Origin of the sequence: Promicromonospora iranensis (genome assembly GCF_028994775.1) — a bacterium.
In the GTDB taxonomy this organism is placed as follows: Bacteria; Actinomycetota; Actinomycetes; order Actinomycetales; family Cellulomonadaceae; genus Promicromonospora; species Promicromonospora iranensis_A.
In genome coordinates this window covers 1-19,727 of record NZ_JAJQMN010000011.1, presented here as the reverse complement: position 1 = coordinate 19,727, position 19,727 = coordinate 1, and the positions used below count along the sequence as shown (strand labels likewise).

Annotated in this window: 22 protein-coding genes; 10 read left to right on the top strand and 12 right to left on the bottom strand. The window is 72.2% G+C overall.

Annotated elements, in window-relative coordinates:
- Positions 1 to 85: 85 nt before the first annotated feature.
- The gene (locus LUU90_RS19930) at positions 86 to 2,035 is read left to right on the top strand and encodes a helix-turn-helix transcriptional regulator (protein ID WP_275005607.1); all 1,950 of its coding nucleotides are present in this window, start codon (positions 86 to 88) and stop codon (positions 2,033 to 2,035) included.
- A gap of 66 nt (positions 2,036 to 2,101) precedes the next feature.
- On the opposite strand, the gene dtd is transcribed toward LUU90_RS19930, so the two are convergent.
- The 8 genes from dtd to LUU90_RS19890 form a co-directional block, all read right to left on the bottom strand.
- Entirely contained in the window at positions 2,102 to 2,527 is a 426-nt protein-coding gene (gene dtd, locus LUU90_RS19925; protein ID WP_275005606.1) for a D-aminoacyl-tRNA deacylase, read from the bottom strand.
- Positions 2,524 to 3,573 (bottom strand): asparaginase, encoded by a 1,050-nt coding sequence (locus LUU90_RS19920; protein WP_275005604.1) that lies wholly within the window; start codon positions 3,571 to 3,573, stop codon positions 2,524 to 2,526. The genes dtd and LUU90_RS19920 overlap by 4 nt, the downstream gene beginning before the upstream one ends.
- 5 nt (positions 3,574 to 3,578) lie before the next feature.
- On the bottom strand, positions 3,579 to 3,914 hold the full coding sequence (locus LUU90_RS19915; RefSeq protein ID WP_275005603.1) for a DUF2516 family protein: 336 nt from the start codon (positions 3,912 to 3,914) through the stop codon (positions 3,579 to 3,581).
- 54 nt (positions 3,915 to 3,968) lie between these two features.
- Positions 3,969 to 4,895 (bottom strand): permease prefix domain 1-containing protein, encoded by a 927-nt coding sequence (locus LUU90_RS19910; protein WP_275005601.1) that lies wholly within the window; start codon positions 4,893 to 4,895, stop codon positions 3,969 to 3,971.
- A gap of 2 nt (positions 4,896 to 4,897) precedes the next feature.
- A complete protein-coding gene (locus LUU90_RS19905; RefSeq protein ID WP_275005813.1) occupies positions 4,898 to 5,272 on the bottom strand; it encodes a PadR family transcriptional regulator in 375 nt (124 codons plus the stop codon).
- 97 nt (positions 5,273 to 5,369) lie between these two features.
- Complete coding sequence (locus LUU90_RS19900) at positions 5,370 to 6,485, bottom strand: FUSC family protein (protein WP_342470794.1); 1,116 nt, start codon at positions 6,483 to 6,485, stop codon at positions 5,370 to 5,372.
- Positions 6,486 to 6,537: 52 nt separating this feature from the next.
- On the bottom strand, positions 6,538 to 7,689 hold the full coding sequence (locus LUU90_RS19895) for a YgfZ/GcvT domain-containing protein (RefSeq protein ID WP_275005600.1): 1,152 nt from the start codon (positions 7,687 to 7,689) through the stop codon (positions 6,538 to 6,540).
- Between the two features lie 53 nt (positions 7,690 to 7,742).
- Entirely contained in the window at positions 7,743 to 8,366 is a 624-nt protein-coding gene (locus LUU90_RS19890) for an FABP family protein (protein ID WP_275005598.1), read from the bottom strand.
- Positions 8,367 to 8,518: 152 nt separating this feature from the next.
- Here LUU90_RS19890 and LUU90_RS19885 point away from each other — a divergent pair, with 152 nt between their 5' ends.
- Complete coding sequence (locus LUU90_RS19885) at positions 8,519 to 8,878, top strand: DsrE family protein (RefSeq protein WP_275005596.1); 360 nt, start codon at positions 8,519 to 8,521, stop codon at positions 8,876 to 8,878.
- 100 nt (positions 8,879 to 8,978) lie between these two features.
- Here the strand turns inward: LUU90_RS19885 and LUU90_RS19880 are convergent, their stop codons facing one another.
- The gene (locus tag LUU90_RS19880; protein WP_275005595.1) at positions 8,979 to 9,419 is read right to left on the bottom strand and encodes a DUF4395 domain-containing protein; all 441 of its coding nucleotides are present in this window, start codon (positions 9,417 to 9,419) and stop codon (positions 8,979 to 8,981) included.
- Positions 9,416 to 9,868, bottom strand: coding sequence for a thioredoxin family protein (locus LUU90_RS19875; RefSeq protein ID WP_275005593.1), 453 nt, complete (start codon positions 9,866 to 9,868; stop codon positions 9,416 to 9,418). The genes LUU90_RS19880 and LUU90_RS19875 overlap by 4 nt, the downstream gene beginning before the upstream one ends.
- 273 nt (positions 9,869 to 10,141) lie before the next feature.
- Between LUU90_RS19875 and LUU90_RS19870 the strand changes: the two genes are divergently transcribed.
- A complete protein-coding gene (locus LUU90_RS19870) occupies positions 10,142 to 10,747 on the top strand; it encodes a YceI family protein (protein WP_275005591.1) in 606 nt (201 codons plus the stop codon).
- 34 nt (positions 10,748 to 10,781) lie between these two features.
- Here the strand turns inward: LUU90_RS19870 and LUU90_RS19865 are convergent, their stop codons facing one another.
- On the bottom strand, positions 10,782 to 11,522 hold the full coding sequence (locus LUU90_RS19865) for a hypothetical protein (RefSeq protein ID WP_275005590.1): 741 nt from the start codon (positions 11,520 to 11,522) through the stop codon (positions 10,782 to 10,784).
- A 276-nt stretch (positions 11,523 to 11,798) separates the two neighbouring features.
- Between LUU90_RS19865 and LUU90_RS19860 the strand changes: the two genes are divergently transcribed.
- Both LUU90_RS19860 and LUU90_RS19855 read left to right on the top strand, forming a co-directional pair.
- A complete protein-coding gene (locus LUU90_RS19860; protein WP_275005587.1) occupies positions 11,799 to 12,617 on the top strand; it encodes a winged helix-turn-helix transcriptional regulator in 819 nt (272 codons plus the stop codon).
- A 39-nt stretch (positions 12,618 to 12,656) separates the two neighbouring features.
- A complete protein-coding gene (locus LUU90_RS19855; protein WP_275005586.1) occupies positions 12,657 to 13,616 on the top strand; it encodes an alpha/beta fold hydrolase in 960 nt (319 codons plus the stop codon).
- A 2-nt stretch (positions 13,617 to 13,618) separates the two neighbouring features.
- Here LUU90_RS19855 and nth read toward each other — a convergent pair whose 3' ends face one another.
- A complete protein-coding gene (nth, locus tag LUU90_RS19850) occupies positions 13,619 to 14,419 on the bottom strand; it encodes an endonuclease III (RefSeq protein WP_425596270.1) in 801 nt (266 codons plus the stop codon).
- A gap of 174 nt (positions 14,420 to 14,593) precedes the next feature.
- Between nth and LUU90_RS19845 the strand changes: the two genes are divergently transcribed.
- From LUU90_RS19845 to LUU90_RS19825, 5 genes are all read left to right on the top strand, one after another.
- Positions 14,594 to 16,132, top strand: coding sequence for an MmgE/PrpD family protein (locus LUU90_RS19845; protein ID WP_275005582.1), 1,539 nt, complete (start codon positions 14,594 to 14,596; stop codon positions 16,130 to 16,132).
- Positions 16,132 to 17,037, top strand: coding sequence for a methylisocitrate lyase (prpB, locus tag LUU90_RS19840; protein ID WP_275005580.1), 906 nt, complete (start codon positions 16,132 to 16,134; stop codon positions 17,035 to 17,037). The genes LUU90_RS19845 and prpB overlap by 1 nt, the downstream gene beginning before the upstream one ends.
- Positions 17,038 to 17,063: 26 nt before the next feature.
- Positions 17,064 to 18,179, top strand: coding sequence for a bifunctional 2-methylcitrate synthase/citrate synthase (locus tag LUU90_RS19835; protein WP_275005579.1), 1,116 nt, complete (start codon positions 17,064 to 17,066; stop codon positions 18,177 to 18,179).
- Between the two features lie 241 nt (positions 18,180 to 18,420).
- The gene (locus LUU90_RS19830; RefSeq protein WP_116677089.1) at positions 18,421 to 19,098 is read left to right on the top strand and encodes a Crp/Fnr family transcriptional regulator; all 678 of its coding nucleotides are present in this window, start codon (positions 18,421 to 18,423) and stop codon (positions 19,096 to 19,098) included.
- A 216-nt stretch (positions 19,099 to 19,314) separates the two neighbouring features.
- A partial coding sequence (locus LUU90_RS19825) for a leucine zipper domain-containing protein (RefSeq protein WP_275005578.1) occupies positions 19,315 to 19,727 on the top strand: 413 nt, incomplete at its 3' end.

Below are 19,727 nucleotides of genomic sequence, written 5' to 3'. Positions count from 1 at the left end.
TTTTCCGCTCTCCCTCGGTGACCGCACCGTGGCACCCCACGTCGCGTGCGAGCTCAGCCGACTGGTGGGTGACGAACCTGGATGTGTGGACCAGACAGCACGGATGCTCGACGACGAGCATCTCCTCGGGACGGCGCTGATGCCGGACCCGCTTCCCGCCGCGCGTGCGGTCCGAGAGGCCGTCGGCCCGCTCGGCCTCGACGACACCGCACGCCGTGTCCTGCTCGTCGCCGCCGTGGCCGTGGTGGACCGCACGGAGGTGCTCCTCGCCGCGTCGGGTACCGACATCGACACGCTCATGGCCGGGCCGGCCGGCCGCCACCTGCACCTGGTGGGCGGCCGGTTCCGGTTCCACCATCCGCGTATCCGCTCGGTGGTGCACGACGACGCCGACCTCGCCACCCGCACCGCCGCCCACGTCGCCCTGGCGGAGGTGCACCGCAGGGCCGACGAACCGCTCGTCGCCATGTGGCACACGGCGCTCAGCACGCTGGCCGGTGATCCCCTGCTCGCCGACGGGCTGGTCGAGCTGGCCGAGCAGCACCTCGCCCGCGGCGACGTCCACCGGGCGCACGAGGTCGCGCGCGAGGCCGCCAGCCACGGCACCGACCGCGTGCGGGCACGTGCGTTCGCGGTGGCCGGCCGGGCCGCCCTGTGGGCGGGGCACGTGCACGACGCCGTCGTGCACCTGCGCCGTGCCGCTCATGCCGCCGACAACGGCTCGAGCGCCGACGGCGCGCCCGACGCCGCCCGTCCGCTCGGCATGGCGCTCGCCCTCCTGGACGGCCGGCCGGACGCCGTGGTCCCGGGCGATGCCTGTGGCGTCGACCGGGCGGCGATCGCCGCCGCACGCAAGACGATCCGCATGCTCGACGGGGCACCCGGCGAAGCCACGACACTCCTCTCCGAGGTCGCGGAGCTGGCTCCGGCACGGCCGCCCAGCTGGTGGTTCGACGGCCCCGACGAGGCGATGACACCGCTCGCGGAGGCGCACCTGCGCGTCGCGCAGTCCTACCTCGCACTGCGGCTCGGCGACATCACCGGGGCGGCGTCGGTGCTCGACGACGCCGTCGAGCGCCTGCCCGTCGCCCTCGCGTTCGGCGGGCTCGGGATCGCGCTCGCACGGCGGCTGGATCTGGTCCGGGAGGGGCACCTGAGCCGGCCCACCGCCGCGCTCGAGGCGTCGGTGCCCGGGCAGGTCGCGCCGGTCGTGCGGGCCGCGACGCTCGGCGACCGCGCCCAGACCGCGGTGTTCGACGGCCGCTGGGTCGAGGCCGCCACCCTGCTCGGGCTCGCTGCCGAGCGCGGCGGCGACGACCTGCGCCGCCTCTGGCTGCCCACGCCCGACCCGGTGGAGCTGCTCGTGCTCGCCGGCCAGGACCGGGCCGCCAGACGTTCGCACGAGCGACTGCGGCTCCGCGTCCTGCCGACGGTCGGCCCGGAGTCGACGGGCGGCTTCTCCGGCGGGCCGGTGCGGCGGCGTCGGCTCGACCTGGCACGTGCCGAGCTCGCTCTCGCGGACGCCTCCGGCGTCAACCGTGCGCGCGAGCGGGCCGTCGAGGCCTCGCTGCGGGTGGGCTCCACGTTCGAGCGCGGGCTGACCGAGCTCGTCGCGGCCCGGGCGTTCGCGCGCCTCGGCCTGCCCGGGGACGCCGCCGCGCACCTGCTCGGAGCCCATGAGCTGTTCGAGGAGTCCGGGGCGAAGGCCTGGGAGCACATCGCCGAGCAGGCCCTGAAGGCGCCGGGGTTCGTACCTGCCGGTGCGGGCGAGACGGCGAGCCGGGCGCCGGACGAACCGTCCGGCGAGCCCGCCGCCGACGTCGCGCAGGAAGAGCTGTGCGGGCAGTGGAACGGCGTGCTCACCGAACGCGAGCTCGACGTGGCGCGCCTGGTGGTGCAGGGCCGGACGAACCGGCAGGTCGCCGCGAGCCTCTACGTGTCGGTCCGCACGGTGGAGGTGCACCTGGGGCGGGTCTTCCGCAAGCTGGGGGTGCGCTCCCGCACGGAGCTGGCGGTGCTGGCGCTCCGCGGCTGAGCCGGAGGTGCGGCGCAGGGTGGAGGCCGAGGAACGACAGCGGCTGAGCCCGCTCGCACCAGCGGGTCAGGCCTCGACGAGGATCGTCACCGGGCCGTCGTTGACCAGCTCCACCTGCATGTCGGCACCGAACCGCCCGGTCTCGACCGTCAGGCCCCGCTCCCGCAGGGCGGTGACGACGGCGTCCACGAGGGGCTCCGCCACCGGTCCGGGCGCCGCCTGGTTCCACGTGGGGCGGCGCCCCTTGCGGGCGTCGCCGTAGAGCGTGAACTGGCTGACGACGAGCACCGGCGCGCCGACGTCGGCCACCGACCTCTCGTCGTGCAGGATCCGCAGGTCGGCGATCTTGCGGGCGATCGTCTCGACCTGGGCGGGACCGTCGTCGTGCGTGACGCCGACCAGCGCCAGCACACCCGGCTTGTCGATGGCCCCCACCACCTCGCCGTCGACGGTGACCGAGGCGCGGGTGACCCGCTGCAGCACCGCCCTCATCGGCGGCCCTCGTACGCGTCGGCGAAGACTGCTCGGACCTCCCCGACGGGCCGTCCGCCGCCGAGCACGGGCACGCGCCCCAGCCCGTCGAGACCACCCGGGTACACGCCCGGCAGTCCGGCGGCCCCCGCCGCGCGCAGGGCGGCGGCGAGGATGGCCGGACGGGAGCGTGCGGAGCCGTCGAGCACCTTGAACGCGATGGCCGAGCCGTCGGGCAGGCCTGCGGCGTAGACGCCCTCGGCGCCGTCCTTGGCGACCAGGCCGGGCACCGCCTGCATGGCGAGCGTGGCGTCCCGCCCCGTGCCGCCCACCATGTCCGGGTGTGCGGAGATCGCGCGGCCGGCGCGGGCCTCGTGGGAGCGGACGTCGACGGTGGGCGCCGCGCCGAGGATCGAGAACGCGCGGGCCAGACCCAGCAGCGTCGTCGAGAACAGCGGTGCACCGCAGCCGTCGACGGTGGTGCGCATGACCACCTCGGCGTCGCCGGTCATCTCCAGGATCGTGGCGCGCACGGCACGCTGCAGCGGGTGCTCCGGCGACAGGTAGGTCTGGATGTCCCAGCCCTGGGCGAGGCAGGTCGCGAGCATCGCCGCGTGCTTCCCGGAGCAGTTCTGCGCGAGCGGCGCCGGACCCGGCCCGCCGTTGTGCGGCGCCATGTGCCACTCGAGCGCGGCCGGAGCATAGATCGGCAGGTCGGGCGTGTTCTGCAGCGCACCGGGGCCCAGGCCTACCGAGCCGAGGATCTGCAGCACGCCTTCCAGATGGAACAGCTCGCCGTTGTGGCTCGCGGCGGACAGCGCCAGCAGGCGGTCCGGCAGCTCCAGCCCGGCGCGCAGCATCGCGACCAGCTGCAAGGGCTTGAGCGACGACCGCGGCCAGATCGGCGTGGTCGGGTTGCCCACCTGGAGCACCGGACGACCGGACGGGTCGAGCACCACCAGGTGCCCCAGGTGCACCGACTCCACGAGATCGCCGCGGATCACCTCGGCGAGCGGCGCCGCGTCGTCGAGCACGCTGCCCGACGCCGGGCTGCCGGTGCGGGCCATCGGCGTCACCACCCGCTCTGCGGGCCGCGGGGCCGGTTGCCGGTCCCGTACGGCTGCAGACGGGGGCGCAGGCTCACCCAGTAGATGATCGCCGGCGCCACCGCGATGATGTTGAGGAAGGAGCCGAACATGAACCCGCCCTGGAGCCAGCCCTGCGGCAGCCCGAGGAAGCCGAGAGCGGCGGCGAAGCCCAGGATCGCCAGCCAGCCGGCCTTCGGTACGCGCCCTTCGGCGCGGTAGCCCTTGTCGGGCCTCCGCACGGCGTCGACGAACGCGACGACCTGCACGACGAAGACCACGAGCGCGAGCGCGGCCATGACGAACCACTGCAAGAATCCCACGGCGCGAGCCTACGGCACGGACCCGGGTCCCAGCCCAGGTCCGGCCGTCGCCGCTCAGTCGCGCTGGTGCTTGGCGCCGAACAGCATGGTGGCGAGCATCAGCATGAACACCGCCCAGCCGAGCAGCCCGGGCAGCCAGACCCAGGGCCAGCCGACGGTCAGACCGACGATCAGGACCGAGGCGCCGGTCAGCCCCCAGACCACTGCCGTGTAGATGCCGAACCGCGCGGCGGCCGCGGGGTCCCGTTCGAACCGGTTGCCGGTCTCCACGTGGCGGCGCGCCTCCGCCAGCGCCCACTGCTTCTTCCGGTTGGTCGTGGTCGCGGCCAGGTAGGACAGCAGCACCACGCCGCCCACGAGCGCCAGCCCGTCCACGACGAGCCACCCGTGCCTGGCACCGGAGAGATGCACGTACGCGAGCAGGCAGCCGACCAGGACCAGGCCCCACCCCATGCCGAACAGCGCCGAGCGCCCGGCGGGCATCGGGTGGTTCGTCATCGTCTCCTGGGCGAGCGACGCGCCGACGATCCAGCCGAGCGCGGCCCCGGCGACCAGCGCGATCCCGGTCGGCAGCGCGAGCCCGACGTCCTGGTGCGCCAGGGCGACCGCGGCGGCGAAGGTCCCGGCGACGGCGGCGGCCAGCACCATCGACATGAGCACGACGACCGCCACGTAGGCCGGGTTGCGCGGAACGCGGTTCCGAGCCGCCAGCTCAGCGGGCGACGGCACGGTGGCCGGGGCGCCGGCCGGCTGGGTGTACGCCGTCGGACCGGACGCCTCCTCGGCGAGCGCCCGCACGTCACCGAGCTCGTCGACCGCCCGCCGCGCGGCCTCGTCGGGGGCGACGCCACCCGCCGTCAGCTCCGCGACGCGGTCCAGGAGGTTCGCGCGGATCTCCTCCTTGAGGTCCTGCACGTCGGGGGTTGCCGGAAGCCCCGCGAAGGCTTCGTCCAGCAGGCGATGCACCGATGTGCTCGTCATCATCAGGAACCTTTCAGGTCGAGGAGGGAGTCGATGGTGCGCCGCGTGGCCACCCACGCGTCGACGTTGCGCCGGTACACGGCCCGGCCCGCGTCGGTGATGCGGTAGTACTTGCGCCGTCCGCCCTGGGACTCGTCGCCCCAGTAGGCCTCGACCAGCCCGTCCTTCACGAGGCGCCGGTAGGCCGCGTAGAGCGTGGCCTCCTTGATCTCGTAGTCGCCGCCGGTCGCGTCGCGGATCGCCTTGTAGATCTCGAACCCGTAGCGGTCCTCGCGGCGCAGCACACCGAGCACGATCGTGTCCGTGTGTCCGCGCAAGAGGTCGGCGGCGAAGGCATCCGCCCCGCCGTCCGACGTCGCACCGCTCTCTTTCTGCATCACAGCAAGTACTGTATCTGATCAACTACTGCACCACAACGATATCGGTGCCGGCTTGGACCGGCGGCCCGGCCAGGGGTGGGGCCAGACCTGAAGCTCAGAGCTCCGGGAGGGCGTCCCGGGCCTCGGCCGGGGTGGCTCCAGCGGCTTCCAGCGCGTCCACCACCGGCGAGCGCAGCAGCACCACCAGGGACTGCACCTGCCAGTCGCCCTCCCCCACCGTCCGCGGGTCCACCTGGGCGGCGACGGCGGTCAGCACGTCGCGCCCGCGAGCGCCGTCGGCCCCGGAGCCGACGTCGGACGCGAGCTGGCGCACCCCCGTGGCGAAACCCTCGACCAGACCGGCCACGGGCTCGACGTCGTGGTCCCCCTCGATCACCGGGAGCACGCGGCGGGCCAGGACCCGTACCGACCGCATGGTCCGGTCGACGAGCACCGCCTGGTCCTCCAGCCGGCCGAGCTCGGCGCGGTGCACACGTCCCACGGAGATCCGGGCCAGCTCACGCGCGCCGCGCGCGGCCTCCTGCCACTCGGCGAGCACGGGCTCGGACGCACGACCGCGCACGAGGGCGGCCCGGACGTCGTCCTGGTCGCGCGAGCGCAGACCGCGGGCGAGCGTCTCCAGGGTCTCGGCGAGCTCGGTCACCGCCTGCTCGGCCAGGGCGCGCGGACGCCGCCGGGTGTCGCCGGGCGTGAGCAGCGCGACGAGCAGGGCGATCGCGCCGCCCACCAGGGCGTCGGTCCACCGGCCGAGCGGCCCGCCGGAGACCGACGGCAGGCCGACCACGATGATCGCCTGCACCCCGGCCTGGGTGACGAGCAGCGCGCCCCGGTCGATGAACCGGGCGGCGACGGCGGAGATGAACAGCACCAGGGACAGCTGCCACCAGCCGGAGCCGATGAGGTGCACGATCAGGTCGCCCATTGCGACGCCGACGGCGACTCCGACCGCCATCTCGGACACCTTGCGGACGTCCCGCTGCGCGGTGAACCCGAGCAGGACCCACGCCGCCACGGGGGCGAAGAAGGGCTGCTCGTGCCCGAGGGCGTAGCGCGCCACGAGGTAGGCGGCGCCTGCGGCGAGCGAGGCCTGCGCGATCGGGATCAGGCCCGCCCGCGCCCGCGTCCAGCCCTGACGCAACCGGGTGCGCAGCATGAGCGTGCGCATGGCCTTGCGCCACATCTCGTCGGCAGAGCCGGGCAAGGAGGTCACGAAGGCATCCTCGCATCCGACCGGGCGCCGGACACGGGACGTCGCCCGTGGGTCAGATCAGGCTGCCCGGTCCGCGCAGACCACGCGTCAGCGGGCCGTGCGACTCAGGGCGGTCGACCGACACGCCGTCGCCGGGAACCACCACCTCCTGGGCCGCGGAGACCTCGAGAGCCTGGCCGGAGACCTCACCGACCACCATGAGCTCGACCTCCTCCGGCACGTTGCGCTTGAGCACGGCGAGGCCGATGGGGCCCAGCTCGTGGTGACGCGCCATCGAGGTGAGCGTGCCGACGACCTTGCCGGCCCCGCCGTCCGACGCCGGGAGGCGCACCTCCGCACCGGGCTCGGGGAGCAGGTGCTGGGAACCGTCGAGGTGCAGCATGACCATCCGACGCGGCGGCCGACCGAGGTTGTGCACCCGGGCGACCGTCTCCTGACCCCGGTAGCAGCCCTTGTTGATGTGGACGGCGGTCCGCAGCCAGTCGAGCTCGTGCGGGATGCTGCGGTCGTCGATCTCGCGGGCGTACCGCGGGCGCCATGCCTCGACCCGGAGCGCCTCGGTGGCCCACGTTCCGGCGAGCGGCCAGCCGGCCGCCTCGCGCGCGGCGACCTCGGCCTCGAGGTCCGCGCGGGGCACCAGCACGAGCCGCCACGGACGGCCGGCGCCGGGGTGCTCGGACTCGGGGGGGCCGTAGCGGGTGCCGCCGCCGGCCACCGTCGGCCAGGCGTCGTGCCAGGTCACGGGCTCGCCCTCGATGCCGTCGGCGGCGACGGGCTCCCCGATCGCCGCCCACTCGTCAGTCACGTCGGCGACCTCGACACGGCGCGTGAACTTCATCCGGTCGAGCCAGCCGGCCAGGCCGGGCGCCGACTCACGCTCGGTGATCAGCCACGTGGCCTCACCGTCGTCCACGACGCCGGCCGCGTGCTCGATGTGGCCCTGCGGCGACAGGACGAGCAGCTCCGTGCTGGTCCGGGGCGCCAGGCCCTCCAGCTGCTGCGAGGTGATGGAGTGCAGCCAGCTCAGCCGGTCCGGCCCGGCCACCCGCACGATCCCGAGGTGCGACTGGTCGACCACCGCTCCGCCGCGCGACAGTGCGCGCTGCTCGGCCGTCGGGTCACCGTAGTGCCAGGCGATCCCGGCATCGGGTCCGGCGGCGGCGACCGCGCCGTGGCGGCTCAACAGGGGGCTCTTGTAATCCATGCTCACCTCAGGTGCAGCGTTGTGGGCGGACGAGGCATTCCCCGCCCGCGTTGTCACTGCCGGTCCAGCTCCGCCGAGGCGTACGAGCGCAGCGGCTCACCGAACGCGGCGAGCTCCTCCACCCACAGCAGGCGGCCCTGCACCAGGCCGTACAGGCGCTTCGACGCACGCACCTCGGACGCCGTCGACGTCCGCGCGATGGCGTCCGACGCAAGGTCGATCCGGCCGTTGCCCGCGGCGCCGACGTAGACCGTGATCCGCCCGGAGGCGTCGGCCACGAGCACCTCGAGCGCGTGCTTGTCGTCCTCGAGGCCGTCGGGGCGGTCGGTCGACACGCGCCAGTAGCCCGTCTCGGTGGACCAGACGGTTCCCGCCGCCGCGACATCGGCGGCCTCGGCGGTCTCGGGCGCGTCAGCCTCGGACTCGGTCGGGTCCGGCACCGGGGCGGGCCACTCGCCGTCGTCGGGCAGCTTGTCCGGGACGGCGTCCTCCAGCACGCGCAGCGTGGACTCGAACCGCAGGTACGGGCCGCCGTCGTGGTCGAAGACCAGGTCCTGCACGAACGTCTTCTTGCCGATACCCGGGTACTCGATCACACCCTCACCGCGCCACCGGCCCACCAGCCAGGCGAGCGGGTACACCTCGGGCGAGAGGCCGTCCGGGAAGGTGAACGTCATCAGCGCTGGCCGGCGTACAGCTTGTAGACGACGTAGCCGGCGAACCAGGTGACCGCCACGGCGACGGCGACGATGAGGCCGGTGAAGATGAGCTCAAGGGCATGGATCGACATGGTGTCGATCCTAACGGTCCACCGCTTACAGTCAGCGGCATGCGTCAGCTCGTGATCAAGACCACTGCAGGCCTGGACCGGCCCGAGGCCACCAACCAGGCGTTCACCGTCGCGGCCGCCGCCGTCGCGGCCGGGGCCGAGGTGAGCCTGTGGCTCACCGGGGAGTCCGCGTGGTTCGCGCTGCCCGGCCGGGCGGCCGACCTCGCGCTCGAGCACGCGACGCCGCTGTCCGACCTGCTCGACGCCGTCCTGGCCGCCGGGACCGTCACGCTCTGCACCCAGTGCGCCGCGCGCCGGGACATCACCGAGCCGGACGTGCTGCCCGGCATCCGCATAGCGGGCTCAGCCCTCTTCACGGAGGAGATCCTGCGCGAGGGGGCCCAAGCGCTCGTCTACTGATCCGCAGGTCGGCTGATCCGCAGATCGGCAAAAGGTCAGGTGATCGGCAGTCCGAGCTGCCGATCACCTGACCTTGTGCCGATCAGCCGAACCGGGACCGTCAGGCGCGAACCAGGCCCGCCCGACGCATCAGCAAGTACATCTCGCACCCGAGGCACAGTCCGACGACGGCGTTGAGCGCCGCGGCGACGAAAGCCACGGCGGCTGCGATCGGCACGGCCGGGAGCACTCCGAAGAACCCGAGGAGCACGCCCACCGCGGTGACGAAGAGGCCGACACCCTGCGCGAAGCGCGGCGGACGCCGGTCCTCCATCTCCCCGGGCGGACCCAGCCGCGGCCGGACGAACTTCTTGAACAACATGCCCTGCCATGAGCCCTCGGCCCCGCGCAGCGTGCCGAGCAGGAAGCTCAGCATGATGAACGTCAGCAGCCACAGGCCGGCGGTGCTCGCGCCGAGCAGCACCACTGCTGCCAGCAGCACCGCCGTGATGCTTGCCCCCACACGCGGCCCGCGCGGGTCGATCCCCTTGCTCACACTCATGACTGCCCTTCCCCGTCCGCTTCGGCCCCCGCAGTGAGCGGGACCCGGTTCAGCGCCTGACGTGCCTGGGTGTCGGAGACCACACCGCTCATGCGGGCCACCTCGCGCCCACCGCCGTCGACCACGAGCACCGTCGGGGTGCGCAGCACGCCCAGCTTGCGCACGAGGTCGAGGTGGTCGTCCACGAGCAGCTCACGGTGACCGACGCCGGAGCTCGACCCGGTGAGGCCTCCGAGCACACGCGCGGTGGAGCGGCACGCGGCGCACACCTCGGCGGAGAACTGTACGAACGTCACCCGCTCCGCGAGCGTGATCCCGGCCGACGACCAGTCGATCCCCGCCGGTACCTCGCGGGGTGCACGCACAGCACCCTGACGTGCTGACCACCACACTCCGAGCGCTGCGGTGCCCAGCACGAGCACGACCAGCGCTATCACCTGTCCCAACATTTAACCCACGATGCCGTGTGTTGCTCGTCCAGACAAGTCCTCACCTGCAATGACGCCTGTCACAGTCGAGGCCCTCGCTCTTCTCGCAGAGTCGCGCGCGTGATTTCCTTGGCAGCGCACGTGGCCGCAGCAGTATTTCTCGTGCCGAAATGCCGACCAAGCCGATGCCGTCTCGGTGGTAACGTGCATGCATCCGCATATATTGGAGAATTTGCTAAGATGGAAGTTTTGCCAACACGCACCTGGAATGGAATTACCATCCCGGCGGCCGGGGTGTACAAGCTCGACCAGAACCACAAACGGCTCGGTTTTCTCGCCATGCACATGATGGTCAGCCCCGTGCGCGGCGAGTTCGCCGAGGGCGAGGCGACGGTCGTCGTCGGTGAGGACCCCCTCGCCTCCAAGGTCACGTGCACCATCCGGACGGCGTCGATCGACACACACGTGCCCGACCGTGACGCCCACCTGTCCAGCCCGGACTTCCTGGACGTCGAGAACCATCCCACCATCGAGTTCCGCAGCACCGGCTTCCGGATGCGGACGCAGGTGGACCCGATCTTCTCGTGGGCCCGGCTCAAGGCCGGCACCGCGGGCCGCGCCCCGCACGACCCGAACCAGCCGGACGGCTCGTTCACGAAGTTCGTCATGGACGGCCTGCTCACGGTCCGTGGCGTCACGCGCCCGGTCTCGCTCGAGTGCGAGTTCGGCGGCGTGGGCCACGACCCCTACGGCCAGGACATCTTCGGTTTCCACGGCAGCTGCGACATCGACCGCGAGGAGTGGGGTCTCCTCTGGAACGTCGCGCTCGAGGCCGGCGGCGTCCTGGTCGCCAAGAAGGTCCGCATCGAGATCGCCGGCGAGATGATCCGTCAGTCCTGAGCGCGTCGGTGCGGTCGCCGGCGGCCCGGTCACCTCAGAGGATGACCATCCGGCCCACGACGAACACGAAGATGCCGCACACCGCCACGGGCAGCGCGCTCGCCGCGAGCCCGGCCAGCCGCGCGCCCCGGGCGGGCAGCCGCTCCAGCAGCAGGTGCAGCGCACCCACGACGACGCCGGCGACAAGCCCGCACCAGAGGCCGCTCACCGTGTCGATGTTCGGCAGCAGCGTTCCGGCGGTGCCGCCCACCAGCACCGCCGCGACCGCGGAGACCCCCAGCGCGACCCAGCCGCGGACCGGCAGTGCCGACACGGCCGCCGCGACAGCCAGCGCGACAGCGCTCGTGACCACGAGCGCGGCGCCGGCGTCGGACCGCGCGGCGGCGATCCAGCCGGAGGCCGCGATGGCGGCGACGACTCCCGCCACGGTGCCCGACACCGACTCGGTCAGCTGCGGCCGGCCGTCACGCCGCAGCATCTGCGCGATGAACGCGAGCACCACCGCACCGGCCAGGACGATCGGCAGGTGCCGCAGCACCGGCTCCCCCTGCGTGAAGTAGATGGCGGCCGCTCCGCCGATACCGCAGAGCGCCACGACCACCCGCGTGCTGCCCGCCGCGGGCAGCCGGAGCAGCGACGGCCAGCCCAGCGCGACGAGGACCACCAGGACCACCACCGCCGCCACGAGAGGCAGCGGCCGGGGCTGGACGTAGGACGCGGCGGCGACGAGGGCCGCGAGCGCAGCGGTCGTCACGGCGCGGGTGGAGACGGACACGGGACCGAGTTTTCCAGAGTCTGCCCGAGTTCCTTCAATCGGAGGCCTCGAACCGCCTGATCAAAGGCCTGAGAGAGACGAGCGACACTCGCGTCATGTGAGCGTCACGGGTCCTGAGCGGCATGGTGGTGCCCAGGAAAAGGGCGTGTAACATGCACGCAACAAGCAACAGGGCAGACTTCAGCAGAGCCAGTTGGACGCGACGGGACGTCTCGCTACAGCGAGACCCGAGCCAGGGACGGTTGCAAGACGCCGGTTCCGAGAGGAGGTGCGTCAATGGCAGAGCTGTTGATCCTCACACCCGCCACCGGTGGGTCTGCCGAGGTACTGCCCGCACTAGGACTGCTTTCCCATCGGGTACGGGTGCTCCCGATGGAGCCTTCGGCGCTTGTTGACGCCCCGGACGCGGACGTCGTCCTGCTGGACGCCCGCCGCGACCTGGTCGCGGCCCGCACCACCTGCCGGCTGCTGCACGCCACGGGACTCACCGTGCCGCTCGTGCTGATCCTCACCGAGGGCGGCCTCACGGTCGTGACCCACGAGTGGGGGGCCGATGACCTGCTGCTGGAGTCCGCCTCGCCCGCCGAGGTCGAGGCCCGCCTGCGCCTGGTGGTCGAGCGCTCCGCGCGCGGCCCGGCCGAGGACTCCCAGCAGGAGATCTCCGCGGGCGAGCTCGCGATCGACGCCGGCGGGTACACGGCCCGGCTCCGCGGTCGCCCCATCGACCTGACCTACAAGGAGTTCGAGCTCCTCAAGTACCTCGTGCAGCATCCGGGCCGGGTGTTCACCCGGGCCCAGTTGTTGCAGGAGGTCTGGGGCTACGACTACTACGGGGGCACCCGGACCGTCGACGTCCACGTGCGACGGCTGCGGGCCAAGCTTGGTCCCGAGCACGAGCAGCTCATCGGCACGGTGCGCAACGTCGGCTACCGGTTCGACCCACCGAAGGAGCAGCGTCAGGTCGAGGAGGTGCCCGCCCCGGCGCCCCCGGCGGCAGCGGCTCCGCCCGTCCAGCCGGACGCCGCACCGCGCACGACCACGGACGACCCCGGCGCAGGACCGACCGGGAGATGGGTCGCGCAGACCGGTCACTGAGCCGGGCGCGCACGGCACCGAGCGCGTAGGTTCGTACCTGTGACCGCACTCTCGGCCAGACCGGCCGTCCGCACGGCAGCCACCAGCGACTACACGTGCGCCCTGGTCGAGGGTCCGTGGCAGCACGAGTTCGTCTCGTCGGGCGGGTCGCGCTTCCATGTGGCGGTCGCCGGGACGGAGAGCCGCTCGGCGCCCCTGGTCCTCCTGCTGCACGGATACCCCCAGTTCTGGTGGGCCTGGCGCGCGCAGATCCCCGCCCTGGCCGACGCCGGCTACCGCGTGGCGGCGATGGACGTCCGTGGAGTGGGCGGTTCGGACAAGCCGCCGTCGGGCTACGGGGTGCCGACACGGGCGGCGGACGTCGCGGGCGTCGTCCGATCGCTCGGCCGGGAGCGCGCGGTGGTGGTGGGGCACGGCACGGGCGGCACGCTCGCCTGGGCGATGGCAGCCCTGCACCCGGGCACGACGGCGGCCGTCGCCGCTCTGTCCAGCCCACACCCCGCCCGGGCGCGTCTGCGCAGCCGGGCCGCGTTCACGACGGCGGCCCTCCGGGAGCTCGCGTACCTCCAGCTCCCGACCCTGCCCGAGCGGTCGCTGGCCCAGGGTGACCTCGTGGAACGCACGCTCGCGCTGGGCGCGGCCGCCCCGCTGCCCGACGACGCGGTCGGCCTGTACAAGTCGGTGATGCGTATCCCGTTCGCCGCGCACTCCGCCGCGGAGGCCCTGCGCTGGGCCGTGCGGTCGACGCCCCGGATGGACGGACGCCGGTTCGGCACCGCGCTGCGTCGCCCGCTCGAGATACCGACGCTGCAGCTGCAAGGCGGCCGGGACGGCATCGTGCGGCCCGAGCGCGCCGACATCGATGCCGTCGCCCTCGCGCCAGACCTGCGGTACGAGCTCATCCCCGGTGCCGGCCACTTCCTCCCGGAGGAAGCTCCGGACGAGGTCAACCGCATCCTGCTGGAGTGGCTCGCCCGCACAAGCCCGGCGCCGCGGTAGCGCTACTTGAGGGGCAGGCCCGCCGACTCCGAACGCTCGGGCGCCGGACGCACAAGCTTCGCCGCCTTCTCGGGGTCCGTCTCGCCCTCCCCGTAGGAGGGGCACAGGTCGGAGATGCTGCAGGCGCCGCACGCCGGGTTGCGCGCCACGCACACCCGCCGCCCGTGCCAGACGAGGTGATGGCTGAGCTTGGTCCAGTCCTTCCGGGGGAACAGCTCCCCCACCTCTGTCTCGACCTTCACCGGGTCTTCCTCGGTGGTGAAGCCGAGCCGACGTGCCACCCGCCCGAAGTGGGTGTCCACGGTGATCCCCGGGACGCCGAACGCGTTGCCGAGCACCACGTTCGCGGTCTTGCGGCCGACACCCGGCAGCGTCACCAGGTCCTTCAGCCGGCCCGGGACCTCGCCGTCGAACCGCTCGACGAGGGCCTGGCCCAGGCCGATCACCGCGCGCGCCTTGGCGCGGAAGAAGCCGAGCGGCCGCAGGATCTCCTCGAGCTCGTCCGGGTTCGCCTCGGCGTACGCCTGGGCGTCCGGGTACATCACGAAGAGCTCCGGCGTGGTCTGGTTGACCCGCACGTCGGTGGTCTGGGCACTGAGCACCGTTGCGATCAGCAGCTCCAGCGGCGTCGTGAAGTCCAGCTCGGCCCGGGCGTCCGGATAGGTCTCCGCGAGCCGGCGATTGACACGCCGCGCCCTGCGCACGAGCGCCAGCCGGCTCTCTGCCGCGTTCTTCGCGGTCTTCTCGGGTTCGCGTTCCCTGACTGTGGTCACATCGGTCACACTAACGATCCCCACTGACATTTGACCCCTGAGCTCGCGGCCCGGTTCAGCACCGTGTACCTAGGACGCGGAGTATGAGAAGGTCGAGGACGCACACGCCGTCCACGAGCCGCGCGTTGCACCCGATGCCCCGCCCACGGTCCGGGCAGCACCCCGGGCCTCACGACGGTCCACGTGAATCGAGGAAGAATCACCATGCCGTACACGCACCACCTGCGCGTCTACCCGTCCGCCGAGCCGCTCGAGCGCACCGACCAGCTCGCCTGGAAGCTCGCGGAGCTCGCCACGGACACCGTCGAGCCCACCGCTGAGGTCACCGACATGGTGATCAACCGCGTGATCGACAACGCCGCCGTCGCGGCGGCCAGCCTCACCCGTGGCCCGGCGGTAGCCGCCCGGTCGCAGGCGCAGGCGCACCCGTACCGGCCCGGCTCCACGGTGTTCGGCCTCGCGCCCGAGGCGACGAGCAGCCCCGAGTGGGCGGCCTGGGCCAACGGCGTCGCAGTGCGTGAGCTGGACTTCCACGACACCTTCCTCGCCGCCGAGTACTCCCACCCCGGCGACAACATCCCGCCGATCCTCGCGGTGGCCCAGCACGCCGGCTGCACCGGCAAGGACCTGGTCCGCGGCATCGTGACCGGTTACGAGATCCAGGTGGACCTGGTCCGCACGATCAGCCTGCACAAGCACAAGATCGACCACGTGGCGCACCTCGGCCCGTCGGCCGCGGCGGGGATCGGCACGCTGCTCGGGCTCGACACCGAGACCGTGTTCCAGGCGATCGGTCAGGCCCTGCACACCACCACCGCCACGCGGCAGAGCCGCAAGGGCCAGATCTCCACGTGGAAGGCGCACGCCCCCGCGTTCGCGGGCAAGCTCGCGGTCGAGGCGGTGGACCGTGCCCTGCGCGGCCAGACCTCCCCCGAGCCCATCTACGAGGGCGAGGACGGCGTGGTCGCCTGGCTCCTGGACGGGCCGGACGCCGCGTACGACGTGGTGCTCCCCGAGGCCGGCGAGCCGCGCACGGGCATCCTCGACACGTACACCAAGGAGCACTCTGCGGAGTACCAGGCGCAGGCCATCATCGACATGGCCCGCGCGCTGGGCAACGAACGGCCGGAGCTGCGGGACCCCTCGAACGTCCAGGGCATCGTGCTCCACACGAGCCACCACACGCACCACGTGATCGGCTCGGGCGCGAACGACCCCCAGAAGTACGACCCGACGGCGTCCCGCGAGACGCTCGACCACTCGGTCCCGTACATCTTCACGGTCGCCCTGCAGGACGGCGGCTGGCACCACGTGGACTCCTACGCCCCGGACCGCGCCCAGCGACCCGACACGGTGGAGCTGTGGCGCAAGGTCACGACCGCCGAGGACCCGGAGTGGACGCGCCGCTACCACTCGACCGACCCCGCCGAGAAGGCGTTCGGCGGCCGCGTGGAGATCACGCTCACCTCGGGCGAGGTGGTGACGCGCGAGATCGCCGTCGCAGACGCCCACCCGCTGGGTGCGCGCCCCTTCGCCCGCGCCGACTACGTGCGCAAGTTCCGGACCCTGGCGGCCGGCATCCTGGAGGACACCGAGATCGAGCGCTTCCTCGCCCTCGCGGAGCGCCTGCCCGAGCTCACGCCCGCCGAGGTCCGCTCGCTGACGATCGTCGCCGCCCCTGGCGTGCTGGACTCCGTCAAGACCCCGACCGGCCTCTTCGAGCTGGGTGCGGAGAACCGCTGATGCTCTACTCCCACCTCACGCCGGCGGCCAAGCGCCGGGCCTTCCGCGAGGCCCTCGCCGGGCCGGACATCCTGCGCCTGCCCGGAGCGTTCAACCCGCTCAGCGCGAAGCTGATCCAGGACAAGGGGTTCGACGGCGTCTACGTCTCGGGCGCCGTCCTCTCCGCGGACCTCGGCCTGCCCGACATCGGCCTGACCACGCTCACCGAGGTGGCCGGCCGGGCCGGCCAGATCGCGCGGGTCACCGACCTGCCAGTGCTGGCCGACGCCGACACCGGGTTCGGCGAGCCCATGAACGTGGCCCGCACGGTCCAGACCATGGAGGACGCCGGCGTGGCCGGCATCCACATCGAGGACCAGGTCAACCCCAAGCGGTGCGGCCACCTGGACGGCAAGGAGGTCGTCGGACTCGGCGACGCCGTCCGGCGCATCCGGGCCGCCGTCCACGGCCGCCGCGACCCGGACTTCCTCATCATGGCGCGCACCGACGTCCGCGGCACCGAGCCCGGCGAGCGTGGCCTGCGCCTCGCGATCGACCGCGCGAAGGCCCTGGCCGACGCCGGGGCGGACGCGATCTTCCCCGAGGCGATGAAGGACCTCACGGAGTTCGAGGCCGTCGCCTCAGCCCTCGACGTCCCGGTCCTCGCCAACATGACGGAGTTCGGCAAGTCCGAGCTCTTCACCGCCGAGCAGCTGCAGGACGCCGGGGCGCGGCTCGTGATCTACCCCGTCACCCTGCTGCGCATCGCGATGGGCGCCGCCGAGCGCGCGCTGGACCACATCGCGGCGTCGGGCACCCAGGACGCGCTGGTACCCGAGATGCAGACCCGTGCACGGCTCTACGAGCTCACCGACTACGCGGCGTACAACCACTTCGATTCGAACGTCTTCACCTACAAGCCCTGAACTTGTCTCGACACGAAGGAGTGCTCATGACCGAGACCACGGAGATCCGCAAGGGTCTGGCCGGCGTCGTCGCCGACACGTCGGCCATCTCGAAGGTCAACCCGGAGACCAACTCCCTGCTGTACCGCGGCTACCCGGTACAGGAGCTGGCCGCGAAGAAGTCGTTCGAGGAGGTCGCCTACCTGCTGTGGCACGGCGAGCTGCCGACGCCCGCACAGCTGACCGAGCAGACGGCCACGGAGCGTGTGCACCGCGAGCTGCCGGACAACGTCCGCGACGCGATCCTCGAGCTGCCCACCGACTGCCACCCGATGGACGTGTGCCGCACGGCGGTCTCGATCCTGGGCGCCCACGACCCGGCGGCGGAGGACTCCTCCGTCGAGGCAGAGCTCGCCAAGTCGGTGCGCCTGTGGGCGGTCCTGCCCGCCGTCGTCGCGCTGGACCAGCGCCGCCGGCACGGCCAGGAGCTCGTGCACCCGCGCGAGGACCTCGGCTACTCCGCGAACTTCCTGTGGATGACGTTCGGCAAGGAGGCGGAGCCTGCCGTCGTGCAGGCCTTCGAGGCCTCGATGGTGCTCTACGCGGAGCACTCGTTCAACGCCTCCACGTTCACCGCGCGCGTCATCACCTCGACGCTCGCCGACCTGCACTCCGCCGTCACCGGCGCGATCGGGGCTCTGAAGGGCCCGCTGCACGGCGGCGCGAACGAGGCCGTGCAGGCCACGTTCGAGGAGATCGGCACCGCCGACAAGGCGGAGGCGTGGCTCGAGGACGCCCTGGCCAACAAGAAGAAGATCATGGGGTTCGGCCACCGGGTCTACAAGAACGGCGACTCACGCGTGCCGACCATGCGGGCGGTGCTCGGCGACCTGGCCGAGCACTACGGCCAGACCGACGTGCTCGACCTGTACGACACGCTCGAGAACGCCATGGGCGCGGCCAAGAACATCAAGCCGAACCTCGACTACCCGGCAGGCCCCGCGTACCACCTGATGGGGTTCGACACGAACATCTTCACGCCGCTGTTCGTGGCCTCCAGGATCACCGGCTGGACCGCGCACATCATGGAGCAGCGCGCCGCGAACGCGCTGATCCGGCCGGTGTGCGAGTACGTGGGACCGGAGCAGCGCGAGGTTCCCTGAGCGGTACCTGGGACGCCCGTTCCAAACTCCCAGGTGAGACCCCCTAGGATTTATGGACGGGCGTCCTACTTCGCACCGAGCAAAGCCGACATCCCGCACGAGGCGGACGATCACGTCGGTCTCCACGCCACGCGGACGCCACGAGAGAACCCGATGACCCGGCATTCTCGTGACATTGAGGCAGACTGAGAGGTGGAAAAGACTGATGGACGAAAGTCCCCGACACGTGAGGACACCACTGGTGGACGACGAAGTCGTACTCTCTGCCCCCCTCTTCGCGGACATGGAAGGCGAGGAGACGCGCGCGCTCTTCGAGTCCATGGTGCCCGTGGAGCTGGTCCGGGGTGACGTGCTCTTCCGCGAGGGCGAGCCGGGCGACCGGCTCTATGTCATCGCGCAGGGCAAGATCAAGCTGGGTCGCCGGTCGAGCGATGGCCGCGAGAACCTGCTGTCGATCCTGGGTCCGGGCGAGATGTTCGGGGAGCTCTCCCTGTTCGACCCGGGGCCCCGTACCGCGTCGGCCTCGTCCGTGTCGGACTCCGTGGTCTACGAGCTGCGTCACGAGTCGCTCGTGCGCTGGATCGCCGACCACCCCGGTGTTGCCACCCAGCTGCTCGGCGCGCTCGCGCGTCGCCTCCGGCGCACCAACGAGACGCTCGCGGACCTCGTGTTCTCCGACGTCCCGGGCCGCGTGGCCAAGGCCCTGCTGGACCTCTCGACCCGCTTCGGCGAGCCGAACGACGACGGTATCCGCGTCGCGCACGACCTCACGCAGGAGGAGCTGGCGCAGCTCGTCGGTGCCTCGCGCGAGACCGTGAACAAGGCCCTGGCCGACTTCGCGACCCGCGGCTGGGTCCGCCGCGAGGGCCGTGCCGTGGTGCTGCTGGACCTGGACCGGTTGGAGCGCAGGGCGCGCTGAGCCGCCCGAGGAGCAGTCGGCAAAAAGTCAGGTGATCGGCAGTTCGGAATGCCGATCACCTGACTTTTTGCCGATCACCCACGCACCGGGCTAGGTGTGATGTCCAGGGAGGTTGTTCCTGGATTCTGACGACACGCGGCCGGGTTACCAGCTGACGAAGGCCTCCGGTCGTGAAGTGGAGATGTCGAATAACCGCTCCACGCACCGGAGGCCTTCGTGACCCACGCTAACGCCCTGCTGACTCCGCGAGCACGCCTGCGCTTGGCGCGTCTGGTCGTCGAGTCCGGATGGACCATCACCAGCGCGGCGAAGATGTTCATGGTCTCGCCTCGCACCGCCAGCAAGTGGGCCCACCGTTACCGCACCGAAGGCACCGCGGGCATGACCGACCGGTCCTCCCGCCCGCACCACAGCCCTTCGCGGACCCCGCAGGGCACGGTCAAGCAGATCGTCGCTCTGCGGTGGCGGCACCGTCTGGGACCAGCTCAGATCGCCGGCCGGCTCAGCATGCCGGCCTCGACCGTGCACGCCGTGCTGGTCCGCGCCCGGATCAACCGCCTGTGGCGGATCGACCGGATCACCGGCGAACCTATCCGCCGCTACGAGCACGAGAGCCCGGGCTCGTTGAT